Source organism: Atribacterota bacterium, assembly GCA_028717805.1.
Lineage (GTDB): Bacteria > Atribacterota > Phoenicimicrobiia > Phoenicimicrobiales > Stramentimicrobiaceae > Stramentimicrobium.
The window spans coordinates 1-19,325 of the sequence record JAQUNC010000010.1; the positions used below are offsets into that span (position 1 = coordinate 1).

Here is a 19,325-nt window from a genome sequence, read left to right on the forward strand (position 1 = left end):
TAATGGATGTCCCTCTTCAACACAGTTGCTCCGAAATTTGGCCAGCAGCCGGATAAACAGTTTCAATCCTTGTTTTAATGGATGTCCCTCTTCAACCATATCATCTCAAAAAAATACCTATATATAGTAGAGGGGTTTCAATCCTTGTTTTAATGGATGTCCCTCTTCAACATTTGATTTTGAAAGTATAGCAAAGGAATTATATCGAAGTTTCAATCCTTGTTTTAATGGATGTCCCTCTTCAACAATAATCAGGTACAGGGTAATTAGTGTTAAATATTTTGGTTTCAATCCTTGTTTTAATGGATGTCCCTCTTCAACGGTAATTATTAAAAAAATATATATTTATAAGGTTTCGGTAATTTTTTTGTAGGAATATTTTTTGAAAAATTAGCCTCATTTTTCAGTAAATATTGAAGATTTTCAATTTTTTTACATATTTTTTCCATTGTCAAACCTTTACAAAAAAAGGATTTCATAACTATACTCTATTTCAAACAGATATTTTTATAACAACAATCAATACATCTCACTTTATAGGCAGTTGCCTTGGGGAAATATCCATTTTGAATGATAAATATCATCTCTTTTATTATATCACTTATTTTCTCAAAATCTTTATCTTTAAAGGTAATTTCTTTAAGCAGATTCTTACTTCTAACATAACAAAGGAAACCCTTTTTCACTTGACAAGCATAATTATCCATAATTAAGAGTCCATAAAGTATCGATTGTATTCTATGAGTTCTATACAATCGTTCCTGATACTCAGTAAATTTATAATCTAAAGGTGCCATTGTGTCATCTTCCAGAAATAACACTTCATCTATTTCACCTTTAAGGTGATATCTTTCTGAAACTAGATATACCAGGTTTTCCCTTTTCACACACCCAATTTTTCTTCTTAGATAATCTCTATTTATCTTAGCCTTTTTCTCATGTATTTTCCTACCCATCAAAACTTTAAATCTTTTCTCCTCATGTTGGAGTATATTCAAACAATGCATAAAATAAATGAAACGTGGGCAAAACAAATATTCAATTATCTCAGAAGGAGTAAGAAAAATTTGTTCTTTAGTTTCTAAAGATATCTTTTCTTCCATTCTGATTTATCACCTGCTAAACAAGCAATTTTACTTTATCACATCATCACATTAAGATTAAGATATATTGAGATATTAAAAAAATTTAGCTAACACCTCATCTTTCACTATTTTTTTATCAAAAGCCTGTCCTAGTAGTTTTACCTTTTTAAAATCTTCATCACACATAGGAAAAATATAAATAGAATCTTTTTTCTGATTCATAAGCTCCTGGCATTTTAAAGATATTTCATCAATCTCGTTATTATTCAAAGTGCCCAGAAAAACACTCTTCTGCACCCTTACTAATCCATATCCCTTGCATTGTGCAGCAACTTTGCTTCTGGTTTTATTGTTTTCAATATCATAGATAATCCAGACCAACATTATTTTTTATTCTCTTTAATAAAACTGTTGGCGATGTGATGGCATTCAAACTGAATGATATTTTTATTTTTAACATTCCTACCCCTATATCTTACTGTCTTTTCCATCATCTCATTATAAGCAGTAATCAATAATGCCTTGCCAGCTTGATTTAAAGTTAAACCTCCTCTAATCTTATCAAAACATTCTTTTTTTACCTGCCTTTTGCTAAAAAGATGAATTACTGCCCTATCAACCAAAGGCCGGAAAGGTTCTATCAAATCAAAAACGAAGGATTTTTTATTATAATTATCAGTATGTAAAAATCCAATATAGGGATCCAGTCCAGCTAAAATACAGGATTTCTCTACTAAAGAATACAACACTCCATAGCCATAATTTAAAAGACAATTGAATTCATCTTTTGCCGGATTTCTGCTTCTTCCATTAAATTTATACGGCTCTGGCATAATATAACTGAGGGCTGAAAAATAATCCTTGCTTATTGCCGCTTCTGTTACCATTATCTGATTTCTTTTTTCTTCAATCGTGCCTTGCAGATTTTGTAATATTACTTTCTTCTGAAAGATACTATCTATTATAAATTGTAATTGTACAGCTTTATTTTTTCTGGCATTCTTAAGTTCAGTTAAAAGATTAATCTGATTATCAATCTTTTTAATTATCCATTCTTTGGCTAATTTTAGCCCTTGAGAACCTGTGGAATATTCCAGCTGATATCGTCTTATGAGGGTGGTACTTCCTAATTTGGAATGCCATACCCTGCCATAAGGATTACCAAAGGTATCTAAAAAAACAATATCAATATTATTATCAATAGCAAACTTTACTGCATCAGTGGAGAAATAAGCACTGGTGGTAATCAAGATGCTATCAACCTTCTTCACTGAAATCTCAAAAACCTTATCCTCATTTTTTACCAAGAAACAATTCTCTTTTTTTCTTAAATATGAACCCCTGGTATTTATCACTAATTGCATAACCACTGCCTTCTTATTCTTTTAATTGCTTGATTGTGCCAAAACCACGGGAGACAGATTTGCCCAGACCAATATAATCCGGAAGATGAAAATTTACCTGAAATGTACCTAAAAATCCAATAATCGATTTACCTTTAAAGTCAATTGTAGTCTCCATTAGATTAACCTCCGCTAAAATTCTTTTTTCAACAAAATAATTAAAAGTTTTTGCAATTGACAAAATATTTTGAATTAGGATACTTTTTAACTGATCATCTCTCTCATGGAAAGAATATTCTTTATATCTTCTGTAATTTTCTTCATTTAAGGCAAACCATGGATTAAGAAATTCATATTTTAAATATTCACCAATTTCATTGGTAATTTCAAACAATTCTTCTTTAATGAAAATCTCTTTACTGTAAATCTGGTATTTATTATCATCTAAATTAATCCAATCGTATTGATTATAAATACTCTGTAATACTTCTACTCCTTCTGCTAAACCTAAAATCATCTTTCTTCCATTAATTTCCTTATATTGTATTCGGGGATATTGATATAAAATTTTATTGTTTCCTAAATGATGGTGTAACAAAAGGTAACTATTAAATTTACGGGCAAAGAATCCTCTTAATTTCTCTGCCTCCCCCATTATAGGTTTATCTGATTCCATGATTAATTTCATTGTTTTTATAAGCATGTGGTTTCCAGGCTAAAGAATTAGCGAGCCTCCTTCAGATACCTCTTTATTTCTTTTAAAGCCAGTTTCTGGGTTGTAGTAATTTTCCTGTATAATGTCTTCTTTGGAAATTTTAGGAATATAACTAATACCTTTATTATCTATGAAATCACCTGCATATTGATAGGGTATAGAAATTACATAATCATAAAAATCTTTTCTTATTTTTAAGAACTCGTTCTTTCTTTCCCATAGATTCTTAATTTCTTTTATTTCTTGATATCTTGTGTATATCCTTTGAGCTTCATCGTCCAATTCCACAAAAATATCAACATTATTCCAGTCTTTCTCTTCAATAAGTTTAAACTCAGAGATTGGCTTCCTTCTTTTATTATCTGGATTCTTATCATAAAAATATAAACTATAAAGCGACTTAGTTAAATTAGTTTCTATATTTGATTTTTCTTTTGCCTTCATAAAATAATCATTTATTAAATCTAAAAAATCTTTTTCATATATAATTTTCTTACCATTTAATATTTCTGTCACTATATTTAATAAAACTTTATCGTAAATATTAGCATACCAATATTCTGAACCGCTATCTCTCATTTTCATTAAATTCACCAAATAAGTATTACCTTTGTGCAATTTTTTATTCCTATTACACCTGCCAGCTACCTGAATGATAGAATCTAATGGTCCCAGATCCCTATAAACACATTCACAATCTATATCAACACCTGCTTCAATTAATTGTGTTGAAATTATTATAGCTTTATGATTATTTTCAAGTCTTTTTTTTATTAATTCTATTCTTTCTCTTCTTATTTTTGGAATGACATTGGACGAGAGATAATATAAATCATATTTGTAATTTCCCTTAATAATTTTATTTATTATCAATTTCTTTTTCTCTTCTTTGTAAATAATTATTTCATTTTCTTTAAATTTGTCTCTTGAAAGAAGAGAATAAAATTCCAACGAAGATCCTATTGTATTAAACACAAACAAATATGAATTTTGAGACCAATTAACTAGACTATTGTAAAAATTTAATACATATCGTTTATTAAGATTTACTTCTAAACAAACACGGTTTAATTCAGGCTTACTAAAATATTTTTCATAATCTTCAACTAATTCAATGTATTCTCCATCTTGAAATATCAATGGTTTTGTAGCAGTAATCAGAATAACCCTACAGTTATAGTATTTAGTCATTCCAATTAGAACTTCTCGAACTAGATTCCAGTATTTGACAGGTATGTTTTGGATCTCATCTAAAAGAATTATTGAATTAACTATATTGTGAAATTTTTTTAAACTACAGTTTTTATGACCTATTAATGTGTAAAATAGTTGAATGAAAGTGGTAACAATTATTTCAGATTCCCAAGATTCAATTAGTGCCAAACTTTCTTCAACATCTCTTTCTCTATCTACTCCTTCTGTTTTATAGAAAATCTCCGAAAGGTGGTGATGTTTTAATAAATATTCATTTTCATATGCTCTAAAATCCTCAATTTGATTTAATACTTTATCAAATACAGTATAATTCTGATCAATAATACTGGTAAAAGGTAAAGAATATATTATTCGTGGTTCATTTTTTAAATTGAGATATTTTTTTAATTTATTTCTTAGTAATAAAGCAGCTGAAAGAGAGGCCAAAGTCTTTCCAGTTCCAGTAGGTGCAGTCAAGGTATAAATTTTTTGATGTTTATTTTTAGGATCTCCTATATTTCTCAAAACTGACTTTCGAATTTCATTCCTTATGCAGTTAATATTATTTTCGCCTTCTTCTTTAAATTCATCTTTGTTCAAATAATTTTCTACCAGATTTTCAGGAAATATTTTTCGCTCAATCTCCTTAACGCCACCTGCATACTTTTTATCTGAATCAATCAAGACAGAATACAGTAGTAATATTATAAAATAATATTGCAATGTTTTCACATTAGCCATTCTAAAAGAATAAAAAGAAATATCTAATTCTTTTAAAATTTCCTCAATGTCAGAAGAGTATTTTATATTTTTTTTATATTTTTCTAGATTATTAAAAATTATTTCTGAAGAAATAGGGTAATTTATAAATAATGCATTGTATTCTTTTTTTATTTGCTTTTTATTCTGCCAGATATCTTCAAACTGTTTGCTTATATATCTAAAATCAGAGTCAAAAAGTTTCTCTACTGAAATATCATCTTCAATATCACCCAAATCCAAATGGTGCCTTTTAACTACAAAATAAGAAAATAGTGGTAAGAATTCATATGGAATAATGTTTTTTAGATTCTTAGTCCTGACATATTCATAGGCAACCTCAAACATAAATAAAGCAGAAATTAATCCATGGCGTGCTAAAAAATCATTCTTATCGCACATTCCTTTTAGTTTTTTTTGGAAAAAAGTAGTATATTTACCAAAGTCATGGGATATACCAATAAGATATGAAATATCAGCAAGAATTAACTCATCTATCTCATCTAACCTTTTTGCTTGAATAATTCTCTTGCTTCTACTCCCTACATCCTTTAAATGATCTTTCAATAATATTTTATTGGGTTCTAGATGCGAATAAAACTCTATCATTTTCTCTTTTTAAACATTTCTTACATAAACATTATATTTTCACTTAAGTGTCTACCTTTTTCTAAATAAGTTACAGAATAACATGAAAAACCATACTTTAGTTTGATATTGAATGGTTTACAATTAACTTCACATAAATAAACACAGGGTTCCTTAGGTATTCTACCATTATAAAAAACTGTAGGCATCTTCTCAGTTAGATATTGAAAATTATTTCCATTAAAATTTAATTCAATTTCTTTTAGTTTGCAAACGCTGTTTAACTCTATTTCTTTACTTAAACTTCTAGTTACTTTACCTTCGTCAACATACTTAATAGAAGCCAACAACTCTGATATACCAAAATAGGGAGGAAATACATAGTGATTATTTTCTAATCGTCTTTTTAAGTCAGTATATATTCTGCTATCTGTATGGTAAAAATATATTCTATATATTATATTGTTAGTAGTATCAGGAAGTAATAATTCAATAGGGATTTGGGTACTACCTATTTTCCCTGTCATCATTTTCAAGAATAAATCATATGTTTTTCTTGGAAAGTCATCTGTAGCAAGATAGTTTACGGTTTGCATCATTTTTCTAATCTTAGATCTCATTGAAACAGTTACAAAACATTTCTTTTCATCAAATTTTTCATAATAAGTATCCTCTATAATATTTGTATGTTTTTCACTTGGGATTCCTAAAAGTCCTGCTATTAGCCCAACAATGACTGTTCTAGGAGGAAATAAATAACTTAAAGAAGAAGAATTTGTATAGTATTTTCTAAAATGTGCTATTGGACCTTTTATATCAAAAATTAATATCCTATCTCTATCAAAAGGAAAACTACTAATTGGCATTTCTATTCCCTTCTTAATATTTTTAATTATTTAATATTCTTAACCAATTAATAACCTTTTATGGATTGAGTACCATTAATTTATCTTCATTAACATTCCATCCAGTAATGCAAAAATCTCTATGTTTCCAAAAATGTATTTTATCTATCTTATAGTCATGGCCCATTATTTTTTTTGTTAAATCTGATAAATCTAATTTGTAATCATTACAAGACTTAAAATTTGCTGTATCTTCAAATTTTATTTCCTCATTATCTATATTTACAATTTTTAAATCATCTCTTAGATCTCCTAAGAAAAACTCAGAGTTATTATATTCTATTCGAATATATAATCGTGGACATTGCCCCATTTTACTACGTGTTGTTGCCTCCAAAGGTATGGCATTAATCATTGCCTCATCGAAAAGCTTTATATCATCATCCGTAAGATTAGTTTGAACTCCTCTTCCGGAACTGACTATTCCATGGAATGCAATTAAAGAATAACTTAAACGATAATCTTTACCCATTGCCCCTGCACTTTTTGCTGATTCTTTTTCTTCTGTTATTTCGCCCGTTTGAAAATGTGAGGTTATTCCACTTGATTCCATAGGACCCATAACCTTATTTAAAGAATATCCCCAATTAAATTGGATAGGTCCTGTAAACGTTACATTTCCTTTCCCTTCTTTATATCTAACATCTGGAATTATGGCTCCAAACATTCTTACATCTATAGCTTGTTCTATAAAATCTATTATTTCTTTATCAGTAACATCTATTTTAGCTTTGTTCTCTTTTCCTAATATGATAGCAAAACTCGTTTTTGCATTGATTGGACTTCCTTTCTTGCCTTTAGGAACAAAAATCTTTTTATTTTTATAATCAACAAAATAATCTCTTATATATCTCTTTAACCTTACATCTGAAACAAGATTAATATTTCGATTGTAATCCATTCTAGGTTTGTTCTCATCGTCTGGATCACCATTTGGATTAGATATTTTTGCATCATAAATAAAAAGTATATCACTATTGTTTTTAATAGTTTCAATTTGATTATTCATTTTTATTTATCCTCCTCATTCTTATCTAATTTAATTTTTTCTAAATGTTTTCTAGCTTCTGAATATTTATTATTTTCTGCAAAATTTTTTGCTTTATTAATTTCTATTTCTACTTCTTCCATATTCTCCCCTCTTTCTTTTTTTTGTTCAATAAGTTCTAATATTTCCCCCAATTTTTTGTAATATTTCTCTTTGCTTCTCTTCTTGATCAGATAATTTAAGAAGGCGTAACCTGACAATATATAAAACACATTTTCCTGAATAGATAATTCATAATTCTTTATACTATTATCCATTAATAATTTAATAGCAGAATAAATTTCTTCATCATAATGTAATCTATTATATTGTTTTAATTTTTCAAGAATATCGTTTGTCAAACTATACAATTTTTCTTTCCCCATTCCTTGAAAGTTAATTTTATTCAAAATTGGTTTATTTTTTATATCTTTTCCGCTTTGAGCATTTCCAATTTCTCCAACAAGAAAACCAATTAAAAATAAAGCTTTCTTAAATTCATTATTATATATTTCTACACTATCCCAATAATTCAGAATATCTTTTGGAATCAATCCTTCAATTTCGCGAGTGTTAACTTTATTTCTACTATGCATATTTATACCTCCTAGTATTTTTAACTTATTAAAGAATAACAATAAAAAGTTAAATACGAGAACTTTGTTAACGAAATCTTGTTTTGTCCAGATATTATAGCCCTCTCTTTCAAATTTAATAATCCTGAGGGTTTCTAAAAATTGATCAATTAAAAAATTATATTTAATTCTTTTGTTAGAAAATATTGCGTCAATAATATGAAGATATTTTGAATAGCCAGAATAATTGCCTTTCTCTTCTCTTTTAACAGGGATGCAACTCCATATTTGTCCTAAATCTATTTTAAATGAGTTATCGCTTTCATGATACTCATTTACTGAAATAAATAGTTCTTCTTCTACTCTTCTAATAAAATCTAATCTACTTGGGGGAATATCTTTAATTAAATTCAATATTTTAAACTCATTACTTCCGGTAGGTTTATAATAAAATAAATAGTTTATTATAAAAGCATTTTTCTTTAAATCTCTAAATTTTAACAAATTTTTCCTAAATTCTGCAATAGAATTTATATTAGTTATAGAGTTACTTGAGAATTCAATAAATTTTGAAAATTCTTCTATATCCAAATTATCTATTTTAAAGAAAAAATTTGGAATAATATATACACTTAATCCACCTATTTTTGAATTAAGATTACTGTTAATAAAATTCTCTCCAATCATTAGATATTGATAACATTCCTTACAAATATTATAGTTCTTTTTGAATCGACCATCTAAATTAGAAGAAAAACCAATTTTATCAGTCATATAGAACTTAAAATTCAAATTTGTGGCATTACTTGTCGTTGGTGTATTTTTATTATTACAAATAGAACAAATGCCTTTTTGATAATTATCTTTATAATCACTATGTTCATCAAAAAGTAACCCCACCTTTAATTTGTAAATTAAATCAATATAATCTTTCATTTTGCAAACAAAATTATTACCTATTTTAATTGTATAAAGAGAGACTTCATTACTATTTAAATTTATCCTATAAAGTAGATTTTTTATTATCTCTTTAGTAAAAACATCAATATGTTTTTTAATCTCTTTTTTTTCATTTGATGTTTGTATTTCATTCTCTATTTCTTTTAACTTACTGAAAGTTTCATTAGAAAAGTTTAATCTATCTGGATTAAGATAATAAAATATTTCTTTCTTGTTTTTATTTATGAATTCCTTTGTAATAAAAAAATCATCAACAATTTTATTCAATAAATCTTTTAACTCACTATTATTTATTTTATCTCTCATCATTGGTAATGATTTTGTTAAAATATTATCTGCTCTATTACTTGTTATATTAATTGGAGGTTTATTACCTTTAAAATTATCAACCCATAAATATTCTATTCCAGAATCTTTACCCCCTGCATTCACTTGTTCAATTTCAATATCTATTTTCTTATTCTTTGTATTGAAATTAAAAAAAACAATATACTGCTTAATTTTTCCATCTTTTTTATTATTCTTCTCTTCTAAAACTCTTAAACAAATGCCTTTAAGGAATGTATCAAGATTTAAATCATCTTCAAGAGCATATTCCCCAATATTTCTAATTGCCTCTATCATTTAAGACCTCCGTTAAAAACAAAATACTTCAAAAATCTGTGTTGATTTAAAGTTGAGTCCAATAAATTTTTAACAAATTATTCCTTATACCTCTCTCTCATACCTTCAATCTCTTCTATTATTTCCTTCTTCAGTTCCTCAGGCTTTATCACTTGGGCACAGCTGCCCATTTCCAGAATCCATTTTTTAATCTCAATAAAGCTGGTTACTTCTGCCTGGAAAAGAATTGCTTCATTTTCCAGAGGGATAATTTCCTGAGTAGGGTGGCGCATCTCCTCCCTCACCCAGCGGGAAGCGGGGGGAAAGACTTTTATTTCAATCTTATTTGGTTTACCATCTCCACGAACCACCTGCCAGCTTTTACCCATATAGGAAGAGAGTGAAAAATCAAAAGGGATCTGGAAAGTTATATCAGAGAGAGTAATGCTATGAATACGGTCAATGCGAAATATTTTTATTTCATTACGCCAGTGACAAAAGGCAATAAGATACCAGAATCCCCCCCTAAACATAAGATGGAAGGGATCTACAGTGCGTTTATTCAATTTATTGCGAGTAATAGTATAGTAGGAAATTTCAATCTGTCTTTTTTCTAGGATAGCCTGGTTTAATTTGCGGAAGGTGTCTCTATGCTCCTGGTATTCTTTTAGTTTGCCTAAAGAGACAGAGATCTTTTTATCAATCTTTTGCATATATTGTTTATTCTCGTTTTCCAGAATTCCCTCTATCTTGGCTAAAGCTAATTGTATATACTCCTGAAAGGGAAAGCCTTTCTGTTTTAAGAAGACCTTGGCAGCAATGAGGATAGAGGCAGCTTCTTCACAAGTAAATCGCAAGGGAGGCAGGAAGCAGTCCTTATTAATAAAATAACCTCCTCTCTTTCCGGGCATTGAGAACACCGGGAAACCAGCCAGAGCAAGGGTTTTAAAATCACGATAGATAGTACGTGTACAGACTTCAAAGATATGAGTTATATCCTGGACTTTTATTCCCGGTCGATTCCTAATCAGTAAAACCAAGTTCATAAGTCTTTCAATCTTATGAATTTCAGACACCTCCTTTATAATAATAAGTGTGTCTTATCCATAAGCTGTAAAATTATTTAAGCAGTTAACCGGTAGCAGTTTGTATATATTATAACATATGTTTGTGACTACATATGGTCAGGAATGGAAAAATAATTTTTAATATTTAAAAATTTTTCAATTTTATTATTCCCCATTTTAGATGATTTTAGTAAAAAATGTAGTATTTGGTATAATTTTACTTCATAACTGGATGAGATTGCTTCACTTTGTTCGCAATGACAAAATCAGAGAAGGTTCTTCCTAGGGACAGAGATGTGCGGGAAAGGAGAGATTAGTTATGAGTTTAAGTATTGTATTTTTGTGAGAATAGGGTGATGATAGCAGAAAACTCATAATGACATGTTAGTTACAAGTAATGTGTATTGAACTTTTTTGTAGATTAGTTGGTTGAAATGCGTTTTTAACTATGGTATTTATAGTGGCAAAAAAGATAAAGGGTTAAAATAAAAGGGTATATAATAAATGTAGTATAAAATAGATGCAAAATATTTCAGAATATGTTATCTTTTTTTTGTTTAATCATGATAAAATACCTTCTTAGAAGGTAACGATGGTTAAATAAAATATTTTTCCATTAAAGATAAAAGTAGCAATTTGAATTGATTAGGAATATTCAGCTAAAATATTGTTAAATAATAAAAAGAAAAGAGTATATAAAATTGTTAATTTCACATTTTCAATATGATGTCATTGTTGTTGGAGCCGGGCATGCCGGATGTGAAGCAGCTCTGGCCGTAGCACGCCGTGGTACCAAAACATTGCTGCTTACTTCAAATATAGATAATATTGCTCTTCTGCCCTGTAATCCTTCCATTGGTGGTCCGGGGAAGGGGCATGTAGCCAGGGAAATTGATGCTCTGGGTGGAGAGTTAGCTAAGAATACTGATAGGTCTACTCTTCATATTCGCATGCTCAATACCAGCAAAGGTCCAGCCATGTGGGCTTTGAGAGCCCAGGTGGATAAGAATAGATACAAAGAAGAGATGATAAAGACTATTCAAAATGAACCAAACTTAACTCTAATTCAGGAAATGGTCTGTCAGTTATTGATTAAAGAGAATAAGGTTGAAGGAGTAGTAGTTCAGTCTGGTGTGCAATTTTATGCCCCTGTTGTTATTTTGACTGCTGGAACATTCTTAAACGGCAAGATATATATTGGGAAAATATGTTTTAGTGCTGGACGAGCAGGAGAATTAGCCTCTATTGATTTGGCTTATCAGCTAAAAGCCTTAGATTTTAAAACCACCCGTTTTAACACCTGTACTCCACCTCGCCTCCATAGAAGAAGTGTTAATTTTTCTGAATTAAGTGAACAGAAAAGTGCCAGTGAGCCGCTAGCTTTCTCTTATGAATCAGAAAAGAAAACATACCATGAACATAGTGTTTATATTACTCGAACCAATCTTATGACTCAACAGGTAATTGAAAAGTATCTCCATCAGGTTCCCCTGGTTAATGGAACAATAGAAAGTTCTACCGCCAGATATTGTCCCTCTATTGAGGATAAAGTTATCCGTTTTCCCCATCATAATTCTCATCAGCTATTTCTGGAACCGGAGAGTATTGCCAATGAAGAGATTTATGTCCAGGGATTCTTTACCAGTCTACCCCCTGCTGCCCAGCTGGAGGCTTTACATACCGTTAAGGGATTAGAAAATTGTGAAATAATTCGCTACGGTTATGCTATTGAATATGAAATAATCCTGCCCTTCCAGCTCAAATATTCCCTGGAAACAAAAAAAATTAAAGGTCTATTTTTAGCAGGGCAGATAAACGGAACATCCGGTTATGAAGAAGCTGCCGAACAGGGACTTATCGCAGGCATTAATGCTGTACAGCTGTTAAACAAAGAGGAGCCCTTTATTCTGGATCGCTCACAAGCCTATATTGCTGTAGAAATAGATGATCTGGTTACCAAAGGGGTCACGGAACCATATCGCTTAAGGACCGGTTTGGCAGAATATCGACTGTTATTACGTCAGGATAATGCTGATTTAAGATTAACACCTTATGGTTATAAATATGGTTTAATTCCAGAGATGAGATATCAAAAATTTTTAGCCAAAAAAGAGGACATAGAAAGAGAAATAGAAAGGCTTGCTAACCTAAAGATATATCCCAATGAAGATACCAATAAACAGCTTGAACTGCTAAATACTCCTCCTATTCAAAAGCAGGTAACTTTAGCAGATTTACTCACTCGCCCTAATTTAAATTATAATAAGACAGCTGTTCTTGATCCGGAAAGACCACCATTAGATTCAGAGGTAATTAACCAGGTAGAGATTCAGGTAAAATATTCTGGTTATATAAAAAGACAGGAAGAGGAAGTAAGGAGATTTAAAAAGAGTGAAAACTACAAAATACCTGTAGATATTGATTTCTCCCAACTATATGGAATCTCTCGCGAGGGCAGGCAAAGATTCAGCGAAATAAAGCCAGTATCTCTGGGTCAAGCTAAAAGAATCCCAGGGATAACCCCTTCTGATATTACCGCTCTAATGATTAATCTGGAAAAATTAAGAAGAAACAGAAAAGATAATATCAGCCAATAGTTGCTTATATAATTATAGAAAAAGATATTTTTTATGTTCTTATTTGAGTAATTGTCTCTCTGCAGCCTGTAAGGTATTTTTCATCAGCATCATATTGGTTACCGGCCCTACTCCTCCGGGAACGGGAGTAATTTTAGAGGCGACCGGAGAAACCTCTTCAAAATCAACATCTCCCACCAATTTCCCATCTACTTCATTAGTACCAACATCAATCACTATGGTGCCTTCTCTTATCATATTTCCCTTAATCAATCGGGCTGCTCCAGCTGCTGCCACTACAATATCTCCCTTCTGGGTAAAAGAAGACAGGTTCTTTGTTCGGGAATGACAGATGGTTACCGTGGCATTGGCATGGGGGTTTTTTAAGAGCAGGATAAGGGCTAAGGGTTTTCCTACCACACTGCTTCTGCCTACAATAACAACATGCTTTCCTTCCACTTTAATCTCTTCTCTTTTTAGTATCTCAAAAACAGCATTGGGAGTGCAGGGTAAAAAATCAGGATTCCCCATGGCTAATTTACCCATATTGACCGGATTAAAACAATCTACATCCTTTGCTGGAGGTAATGTTTCACGTATTTTATCCTCATTGATATGTTTGGGTAAAGGGGTTTGTACAATTATGCCATGAACCGATTTATTGTCATTCAACTGCTGCAGTAAAGACAATAATTCTTGTTCTGTTGTCTTTTCAGGAAGAGCATGTTTTTCGAAGTCAAAATCGACCCGTTGACAGCTTTTTTCAATCATTCGAACATAAAATAAGGAAGCTGGATCATCGCCTACAATTACTACCGCTAGCCTGGGCTTCATATTTATTTTCTGGAAAAATTGAGCAGATGCCAAATTTAATTCCTGAGCAATTGCCTCGGCAATATTCTTCCCTTTTATTAGATGATTACTTTCCTTAGTCATTTTCTTCTCCTTACTTAGTTCTTTATTAAGGAAATTTAATTTATTTTTGAAAAATTTCCCACTAAACAAGTTTCATTTCAAATAGATGGGGAGGGAATGTCTGATTTTAACCAAAAAAAATGACCTTAACAAATTACGGTAAATAATTTAGCGGGTTAACCGGTTTGCTATTTACCCTAATTTCAAAATGAAGATGAGAACCTGTAGCATTACCAGTAGCTCCAAGCCGGGCAATAATATCTCCCCTCTTAACACTCTGCCCTTTTTGAACTAAATTAGCTGAATTGTGAGCATAGACAGTTGAATATCCGCCTTGATGATCAATAATGATAACATTGCCATATCCATTAATATAACCATTATAGCTTACCTTGCCGCTTTCAGCAGCTCTAATCGAGGCACCAGTTCGACCATCAATATCAATACCGGTATGATAATCGCTTCTTCCACCCAGAGTTCTCACGCCATAATGTGAGGTAATCAAACCATTTATAGGCCAGACAAAAGAAAGGGAAGATCTTGGAGCACTGCGGGCATTGGGTATAACCAGTTTCTGTCCAACAAATATTCTACTATTTTCAGAAATACGATTGGCACCAGCAATGGATTGCACGCTAACCTGATATTGCTGGGAAATCTGCCAGAGAGTTTCTCCTTTTTGCACATAGTGCACAACATCTTTTCTTTGAGTATCCTGTACTGCAGTTGAGTTGCTATTAGAACTCTGTTCAGCAGCCAAGGCAGAAGAAGGTATATTTAACTTCTGACCGACGGAAAGCCGGTTCACATTTTGTAATTGATTTAAATTTATAATATCATACATCTTTACATTATACTTTTGAGCAATATTCCATAAGGTATCACCCTTAGCTACTGTATATTCCACGATTGCTGTTTTTATATTCTCTCCGCCAATAGCAGGTATTTTCAATTTTTGGCCTACTGATAATATATCTTTATTGGTTAAATAATTAACGGCTACAATTCCTTCTAACGCTACACTATGTCGTTGAGCAATGCTCCATAAAGTATCACCTGGTTTAACAGTATAATAAACCGTCTCTGATTCTACTTTCTTATTATCAGCTGGAGTATTTTTTTTGTTCTGTTCTCCTTCTTGAACTAAGACTATTTCGGAGGGAATCTGTTCATTAATTTTTATTTTCAGTCTTTGTCCGGGATAAATATAATCATTGGGAGTAATCTTATTTAGTTGACAGATTGTTTCTATAGGGATATGATATTTCTGGGCAATAGTAGAGATGCTTTCTCCTTGCAGTACTATATGTTCTATCGAACTACCCTCAGGTTCTTGACCATCATCATCACGAATTGTTTGTTCCTTATTATCTGTTTGTTTATCTCCCAAAGGTATTTTAATAATTTGACCAATAGATAATCTTTCGGCATTTTCTAAACCATTGACCTGAGAAAGATCTTTTAGGGAAATTTGATAATTTTGTGCAATGGTCCATAAATTCTCACCCGGTTTTACCACATAATTAATTTCCTTGACCGATTCTCTGAACTCCTGGTTTAAACTACTGGTTATTTCTTTTAAATTAGATTTTTCCTCCTGGAAAGATAGTGGTGTCTTTTCATCAGATTTATTATTGTTTTCTCTATTTATTTCATTACTACTATTTATGAGAACGGGAACTTTTATCTCCTGACCAATGAATAATGTATCTGGTTGTTGCAATTCATTCACTTGGGAGAGATGCTCTAATGATAAACGGTAGTGTTGAGCAATATCCCAGAGGCTTTCTCCTTTTTGAACGGTATGAATTACTACCGAAGAAGGTTCTTCTGAAATAATATTATCAGATTCATTTTGAGGAATTTTTAATAGAAAGCCGGGTTGTAAGGTCTGTTCAATATTTAGATTATTGGTGTTAGCAATTTCTTGTATTGATAATTGAAACTGCCGGGCAATAGACCATAAGCTATCACCTTTTTGTATTTCATAATCTATATAATCCTGGGCTAAAACAGTAAAAGTAATATTTGTTAGAAAAAGAATGATTAGTAAGAAAATTTTTATTAGCCAGGCTTTATAGATAAAAGTGCTTTTTTGGCAATTCATTCTTCTATAACACCTAATAAATTTTATTTAATTTTTAGCATCACCAGCTGGTTTAAAAGAAGGGATATTTTAATTTGTTTTGGATAAGACGAAACAAGGAATGATTTTATTTATTTTCCATTATATTATATTTTTAAATAAAAATGCAAGGAATTAAAAAAATTATCCAATTCCTTTTATTAATGTTATGTTAGTAGCTATAAATATTATAGAAAGGCCATCTTGTTAATCTATTTTTTATTAACTTTTCTGCGCAGTTGTTCCTCTAAAAAGGCATCAATGGCTTCTTTTTTAAAGCGCCATATTCTTCCTATTTTTATAGCTGGTATCTTGTCCTCTCTTGCCCATTGATAGATGGTTAGGGGTTTAACCTGCAAATATTCTGCTACCTGTTTTGCAGTCAGATATTCTTCCATTACTTTCTCCTCCTTACCTTACTAGATAAGTAATTGTGTTACCTTTAATATATCTTTCTGAAGCTAATTTTCATATGCTCCTTAGAAAAGCAAAAATGGCAAAAGCATTTATTTAAGAATCATAATCTATTTTATTGTTTTTTTATTATATTGTCAATTTTATTGTCTATCTTTAAATATGCTTCAGTTAATTTTTATAAATAATTTGATAGATAAGATAAGAGCGGATAACCTTTTTAATATGTTCGGTGGTCTCTTGATAAGGAATATTTTCCACAAAAACATCTATATCACTAATATCGAAAGTCTCAATCCATTGATCAGTAATCCCAGGTCCTGCATTATAGCCAGAAATTATCAGAAAATTATTTTTATTAAACCTTTCCTGTAGATATTGCATATACCAGCAACCAAAGCTAATATTAATCTCTGGTGTAAAGAGTAAATCATAATTAAATTCTTTATGATTAAGCTTTTGGGCAATCCATTCCCCGGTAGAAAAGATAATCTGCATTAGCCCTCTAGCCCCAGCCCTTGATTCAGCATAAGGATTAAAATGGCTCTCTTCTCTCATAATAGACCAAACTAGAAAAGGATCCAGATGGTAAGAGATTGCTGTTTGTTCCACTAGGTCAGCAAAATAAAGAGGAAAGGCATATTCCCATATTAATGAAGGAATTTCTTTATTATTAATTAAAAAATAATTAAGCAATGCCTGGGCATAGCTATTTGATCGGTAATATTCTTCAGCTTTGGCATATCCCTGGGTAAGCAAAAGCTGCAAGTAAACATTATCCGGTTCTTGCTGGAGGGCATAACTTAACTCCAGAATAGATTCTTGATAAAGTTTAAGAAACATTAGTATTTCTGCTCTATAAGCAGACAACTGAGCAAGCGTCCCCCGGGGGGAATAGTTTTTCTTAAATTGTTCCAGGGAGACTTCCTTACTGTGAGTAATAAGATCTTTCAGCTTACCATTAATACCTCCTACCTCAGCAGGAACACGGAAAGAGTAGTAACTATCGGGAAATTGGGACAACAATTCCTTGAATACCTTAATCCCTTCCTCGCTGTCTCCCAAATATAACAGTTTTCCCATCCAGTATAATGCATCATCAGCTTGACTGCTGAGGGGAAAATGCTCATAAATAAATTTATAATAGGGTAATGCCTCACTAATTAAGTTCTGGTTAGTATAATAGCGTGCTAATTTCCAAGCGGCCTCCTGCGCCGGTGATGATTCGGGATATTCTGAGAGCAATTGCTTCAGGAAATTGATTCCTTCTTCTTTTCTATCCTGTAAAAACTCAATTTCTGATAAACGCAAATAAGACACCTGGGCAAAATAATTTTCGGGAAACCTTTCTATGATCTGGTGATATTTTTCACTGGCCTGACTGCGATTCCCGGTGGATAGTAAAGCGCCGGCATACAGATATAAGGTTCTTATGGTTATTTCTTCCTGGTCAAAATTATCTAATATATAAAGACACTGATTAATCGCTCTTTCATAATCTCCCTGATAATAAATAGCTCTGGCTTTATTGTACTGTATCTGCACTAAATCAATCTGCTCAGCATATTTCTCAATTATTTCCTCATATACCATCTCCGCTATTTTATACCGGTGATAGTTAAATAGAAGATCGGTAAAAAATAACGACAGATTCGGTGGAATCTCCAGTTGCCCATTCTGTTGTACCGTCTGAAATCTATTTAGATACAAATTTTCCTGGAATGAGATTTTTTCTCGTTCATAGCGGTTTTCTATGATTTCTTTCAGATATTTCAGAGAATCAATAAATTTTCCATCTTCCCATAAAATATCGCTCATTTTAGCTAATATTTTTGCTTTAAACTTTTCTTCCGGTGCAGCCTCCAGCGCTAAACTACATCCCTGCCAGAATTGTTCCCATTGATTGTCCTCCAGGTAGAGCAATGCTGATTGATAGTGAACCAGCGCAGTTAATCCGCTGGGAGGGTATTCTTTAATTACCTGTAAATAGGCTTTTCTGGCATTGCTGGCCTCATTGATATTCTGATAAGCCCTGCCTAATAAATAAAGGACATATTCCTGCATAACCGGTACTTGAATTAGAAGATCCTGATAGACTCCTATCGCTGACTCCCAGCGCTGGACTTTTTCATAACATTGGGCTCTTAAAAATTGGCTTTTTAAATAGAGAGGAATATATAGGCTGTTATATTCAATCTTTTCTAATTCTCCTATAGCCAGGCTGAAATGTTCATTTTCCAGGTAAGCAAAAGCATTGTTAAAATAAGCATTCTCCCGGGGAAAACCATCTCCTTCTTCTAAAAAATAAGATAGTTGAAAAATCTTTAACTGTTTTTCTACTCTCTCATCCGGTTGCTGAGCATCTAAAGTTACTGAAAATATTAATATACTAAGCCAGAAAAATAGTATAAATAAACTTTTTTTCAGTTGATATCTAAAATATTCCAAAGACTAAAAGCCCTCCTAAATAATTA

14 protein-coding genes and 1 CRISPR repeat array are annotated in these 19,325 nt (G+C 31.3%); of the genes, 1 reads left to right on the plus strand and 13 read right to left on the minus strand.

What is annotated here, in order from left to right:
• Positions 1 to 59 precede the first annotated feature (59 nt).
• A CRISPR array of direct repeats spans positions 60 to 321; the repeat unit is 37 nt; unit sequence GTTTCAATCCTTGTTTTAATGGATGTCCCTCTTCAAC.
• Positions 322 to 488: 167 nt separating this feature from the next.
• The 9 genes from cas4 to PHD84_03610 all read right to left on the minus strand — a co-directional run bounded on the left by cas4 (position 489) and on the right by PHD84_03610 (position 10,830).
• Positions 489 to 1,103: a CRISPR-associated protein Cas4 gene (cas4, locus tag PHD84_03570; GenBank protein ID MDD5636884.1), complete on the minus strand. Its 615-nt coding sequence runs from the start codon at positions 1,101 to 1,103 to the stop codon at positions 489 to 491.
• 75 nt (positions 1,104 to 1,178) lie between these two features.
• The gene (gene cas2, locus PHD84_03575; protein MDD5636885.1) at positions 1,179 to 1,469 is read right to left on the minus strand and encodes a CRISPR-associated endonuclease Cas2; all 291 of its coding nucleotides are present in this window, start codon (positions 1,467 to 1,469) and stop codon (positions 1,179 to 1,181) included.
• Positions 1,469 to 2,449 (minus strand): CRISPR-associated endonuclease Cas1, encoded by a 981-nt coding sequence (gene cas1 / locus PHD84_03580; protein ID MDD5636886.1) that lies wholly within the window; start codon positions 2,447 to 2,449, stop codon positions 1,469 to 1,471. The genes cas2 and cas1 overlap by 1 nt, the downstream gene beginning before the upstream one ends.
• A 13-nt stretch (positions 2,450 to 2,462) precedes the next feature.
• On the minus strand, positions 2,463 to 3,131 hold the full coding sequence (locus PHD84_03585) for a CRISPR-associated endonuclease Cas6 (protein MDD5636887.1): 669 nt from the start codon (positions 3,129 to 3,131) through the stop codon (positions 2,463 to 2,465).
• Between the two features lie 12 nt (positions 3,132 to 3,143).
• Positions 3,144 to 5,705 carry a CRISPR-associated helicase Cas3' gene (gene cas3, locus PHD84_03590; GenBank protein MDD5636888.1) on the minus strand — a complete coding sequence of 854 codons (2,562 nt, stop codon included), beginning with the start codon at positions 5,703 to 5,705 and terminating at the stop codon, positions 3,144 to 3,146.
• Between the two features lie 20 nt (positions 5,706 to 5,725).
• The gene (cas5b, locus tag PHD84_03595) at positions 5,726 to 6,550 is read right to left on the minus strand and encodes a type I-B CRISPR-associated protein Cas5b (protein MDD5636889.1); all 825 of its coding nucleotides are present in this window, start codon (positions 6,548 to 6,550) and stop codon (positions 5,726 to 5,728) included.
• Between the two features lie 58 nt (positions 6,551 to 6,608).
• The gene (gene cas7b, locus PHD84_03600; GenBank protein MDD5636890.1) at positions 6,609 to 7,598 is read right to left on the minus strand and encodes a type I-B CRISPR-associated protein Cas7/Csh2; all 990 of its coding nucleotides are present in this window, start codon (positions 7,596 to 7,598) and stop codon (positions 6,609 to 6,611) included.
• A 2-nt stretch (positions 7,599 to 7,600) separates the two neighbouring features.
• A complete protein-coding gene (locus tag PHD84_03605) occupies positions 7,601 to 9,775 on the minus strand; it encodes a TIGR02556 family CRISPR-associated protein (GenBank protein MDD5636891.1) in 2,175 nt (724 codons plus the stop codon).
• A 77-nt stretch (positions 9,776 to 9,852) separates the two neighbouring features.
• The gene (locus tag PHD84_03610; protein MDD5636892.1) at positions 9,853 to 10,830 is read right to left on the minus strand and encodes a WYL domain-containing protein; all 978 of its coding nucleotides are present in this window, start codon (positions 10,828 to 10,830) and stop codon (positions 9,853 to 9,855) included.
• A gap of 692 nt (positions 10,831 to 11,522) precedes the next feature.
• Between PHD84_03610 and mnmG the strand changes: the two genes are divergently transcribed.
• Positions 11,523 to 13,418 (plus strand): tRNA uridine-5-carboxymethylaminomethyl(34) synthesis enzyme MnmG, encoded by a 1,896-nt coding sequence (gene mnmG / locus PHD84_03615; GenBank protein ID MDD5636893.1) that lies wholly within the window; start codon positions 11,523 to 11,525, stop codon positions 13,416 to 13,418.
• 39 nt (positions 13,419 to 13,457) lie between these two features.
• Here mnmG and PHD84_03620 read toward each other — a convergent pair whose 3' ends face one another.
• The 4 genes from PHD84_03620 to PHD84_03635 form a co-directional block, all read right to left on the minus strand.
• The gene (locus PHD84_03620) at positions 13,458 to 14,333 is read right to left on the minus strand and encodes a bifunctional 5,10-methylenetetrahydrofolate dehydrogenase/5,10-methenyltetrahydrofolate cyclohydrolase (protein ID MDD5636894.1); all 876 of its coding nucleotides are present in this window, start codon (positions 14,331 to 14,333) and stop codon (positions 13,458 to 13,460) included.
• A gap of 133 nt (positions 14,334 to 14,466) precedes the next feature.
• A complete protein-coding gene (locus PHD84_03625) occupies positions 14,467 to 16,419 on the minus strand; it encodes a LysM peptidoglycan-binding domain-containing protein (GenBank protein MDD5636895.1) in 1,953 nt (650 codons plus the stop codon).
• A gap of 230 nt (positions 16,420 to 16,649) precedes the next feature.
• Complete coding sequence (locus PHD84_03630) at positions 16,650 to 16,835, minus strand: helix-turn-helix domain-containing protein (protein MDD5636896.1); 186 nt, start codon at positions 16,833 to 16,835, stop codon at positions 16,650 to 16,652.
• A gap of 187 nt (positions 16,836 to 17,022) precedes the next feature.
• Positions 17,023 to 19,299 (minus strand): transglycosylase SLT domain-containing protein, encoded by a 2,277-nt coding sequence (locus PHD84_03635; protein MDD5636897.1) that lies wholly within the window; start codon positions 19,297 to 19,299, stop codon positions 17,023 to 17,025.
• Positions 19,300 to 19,325 lie beyond the last annotated feature (26 nt).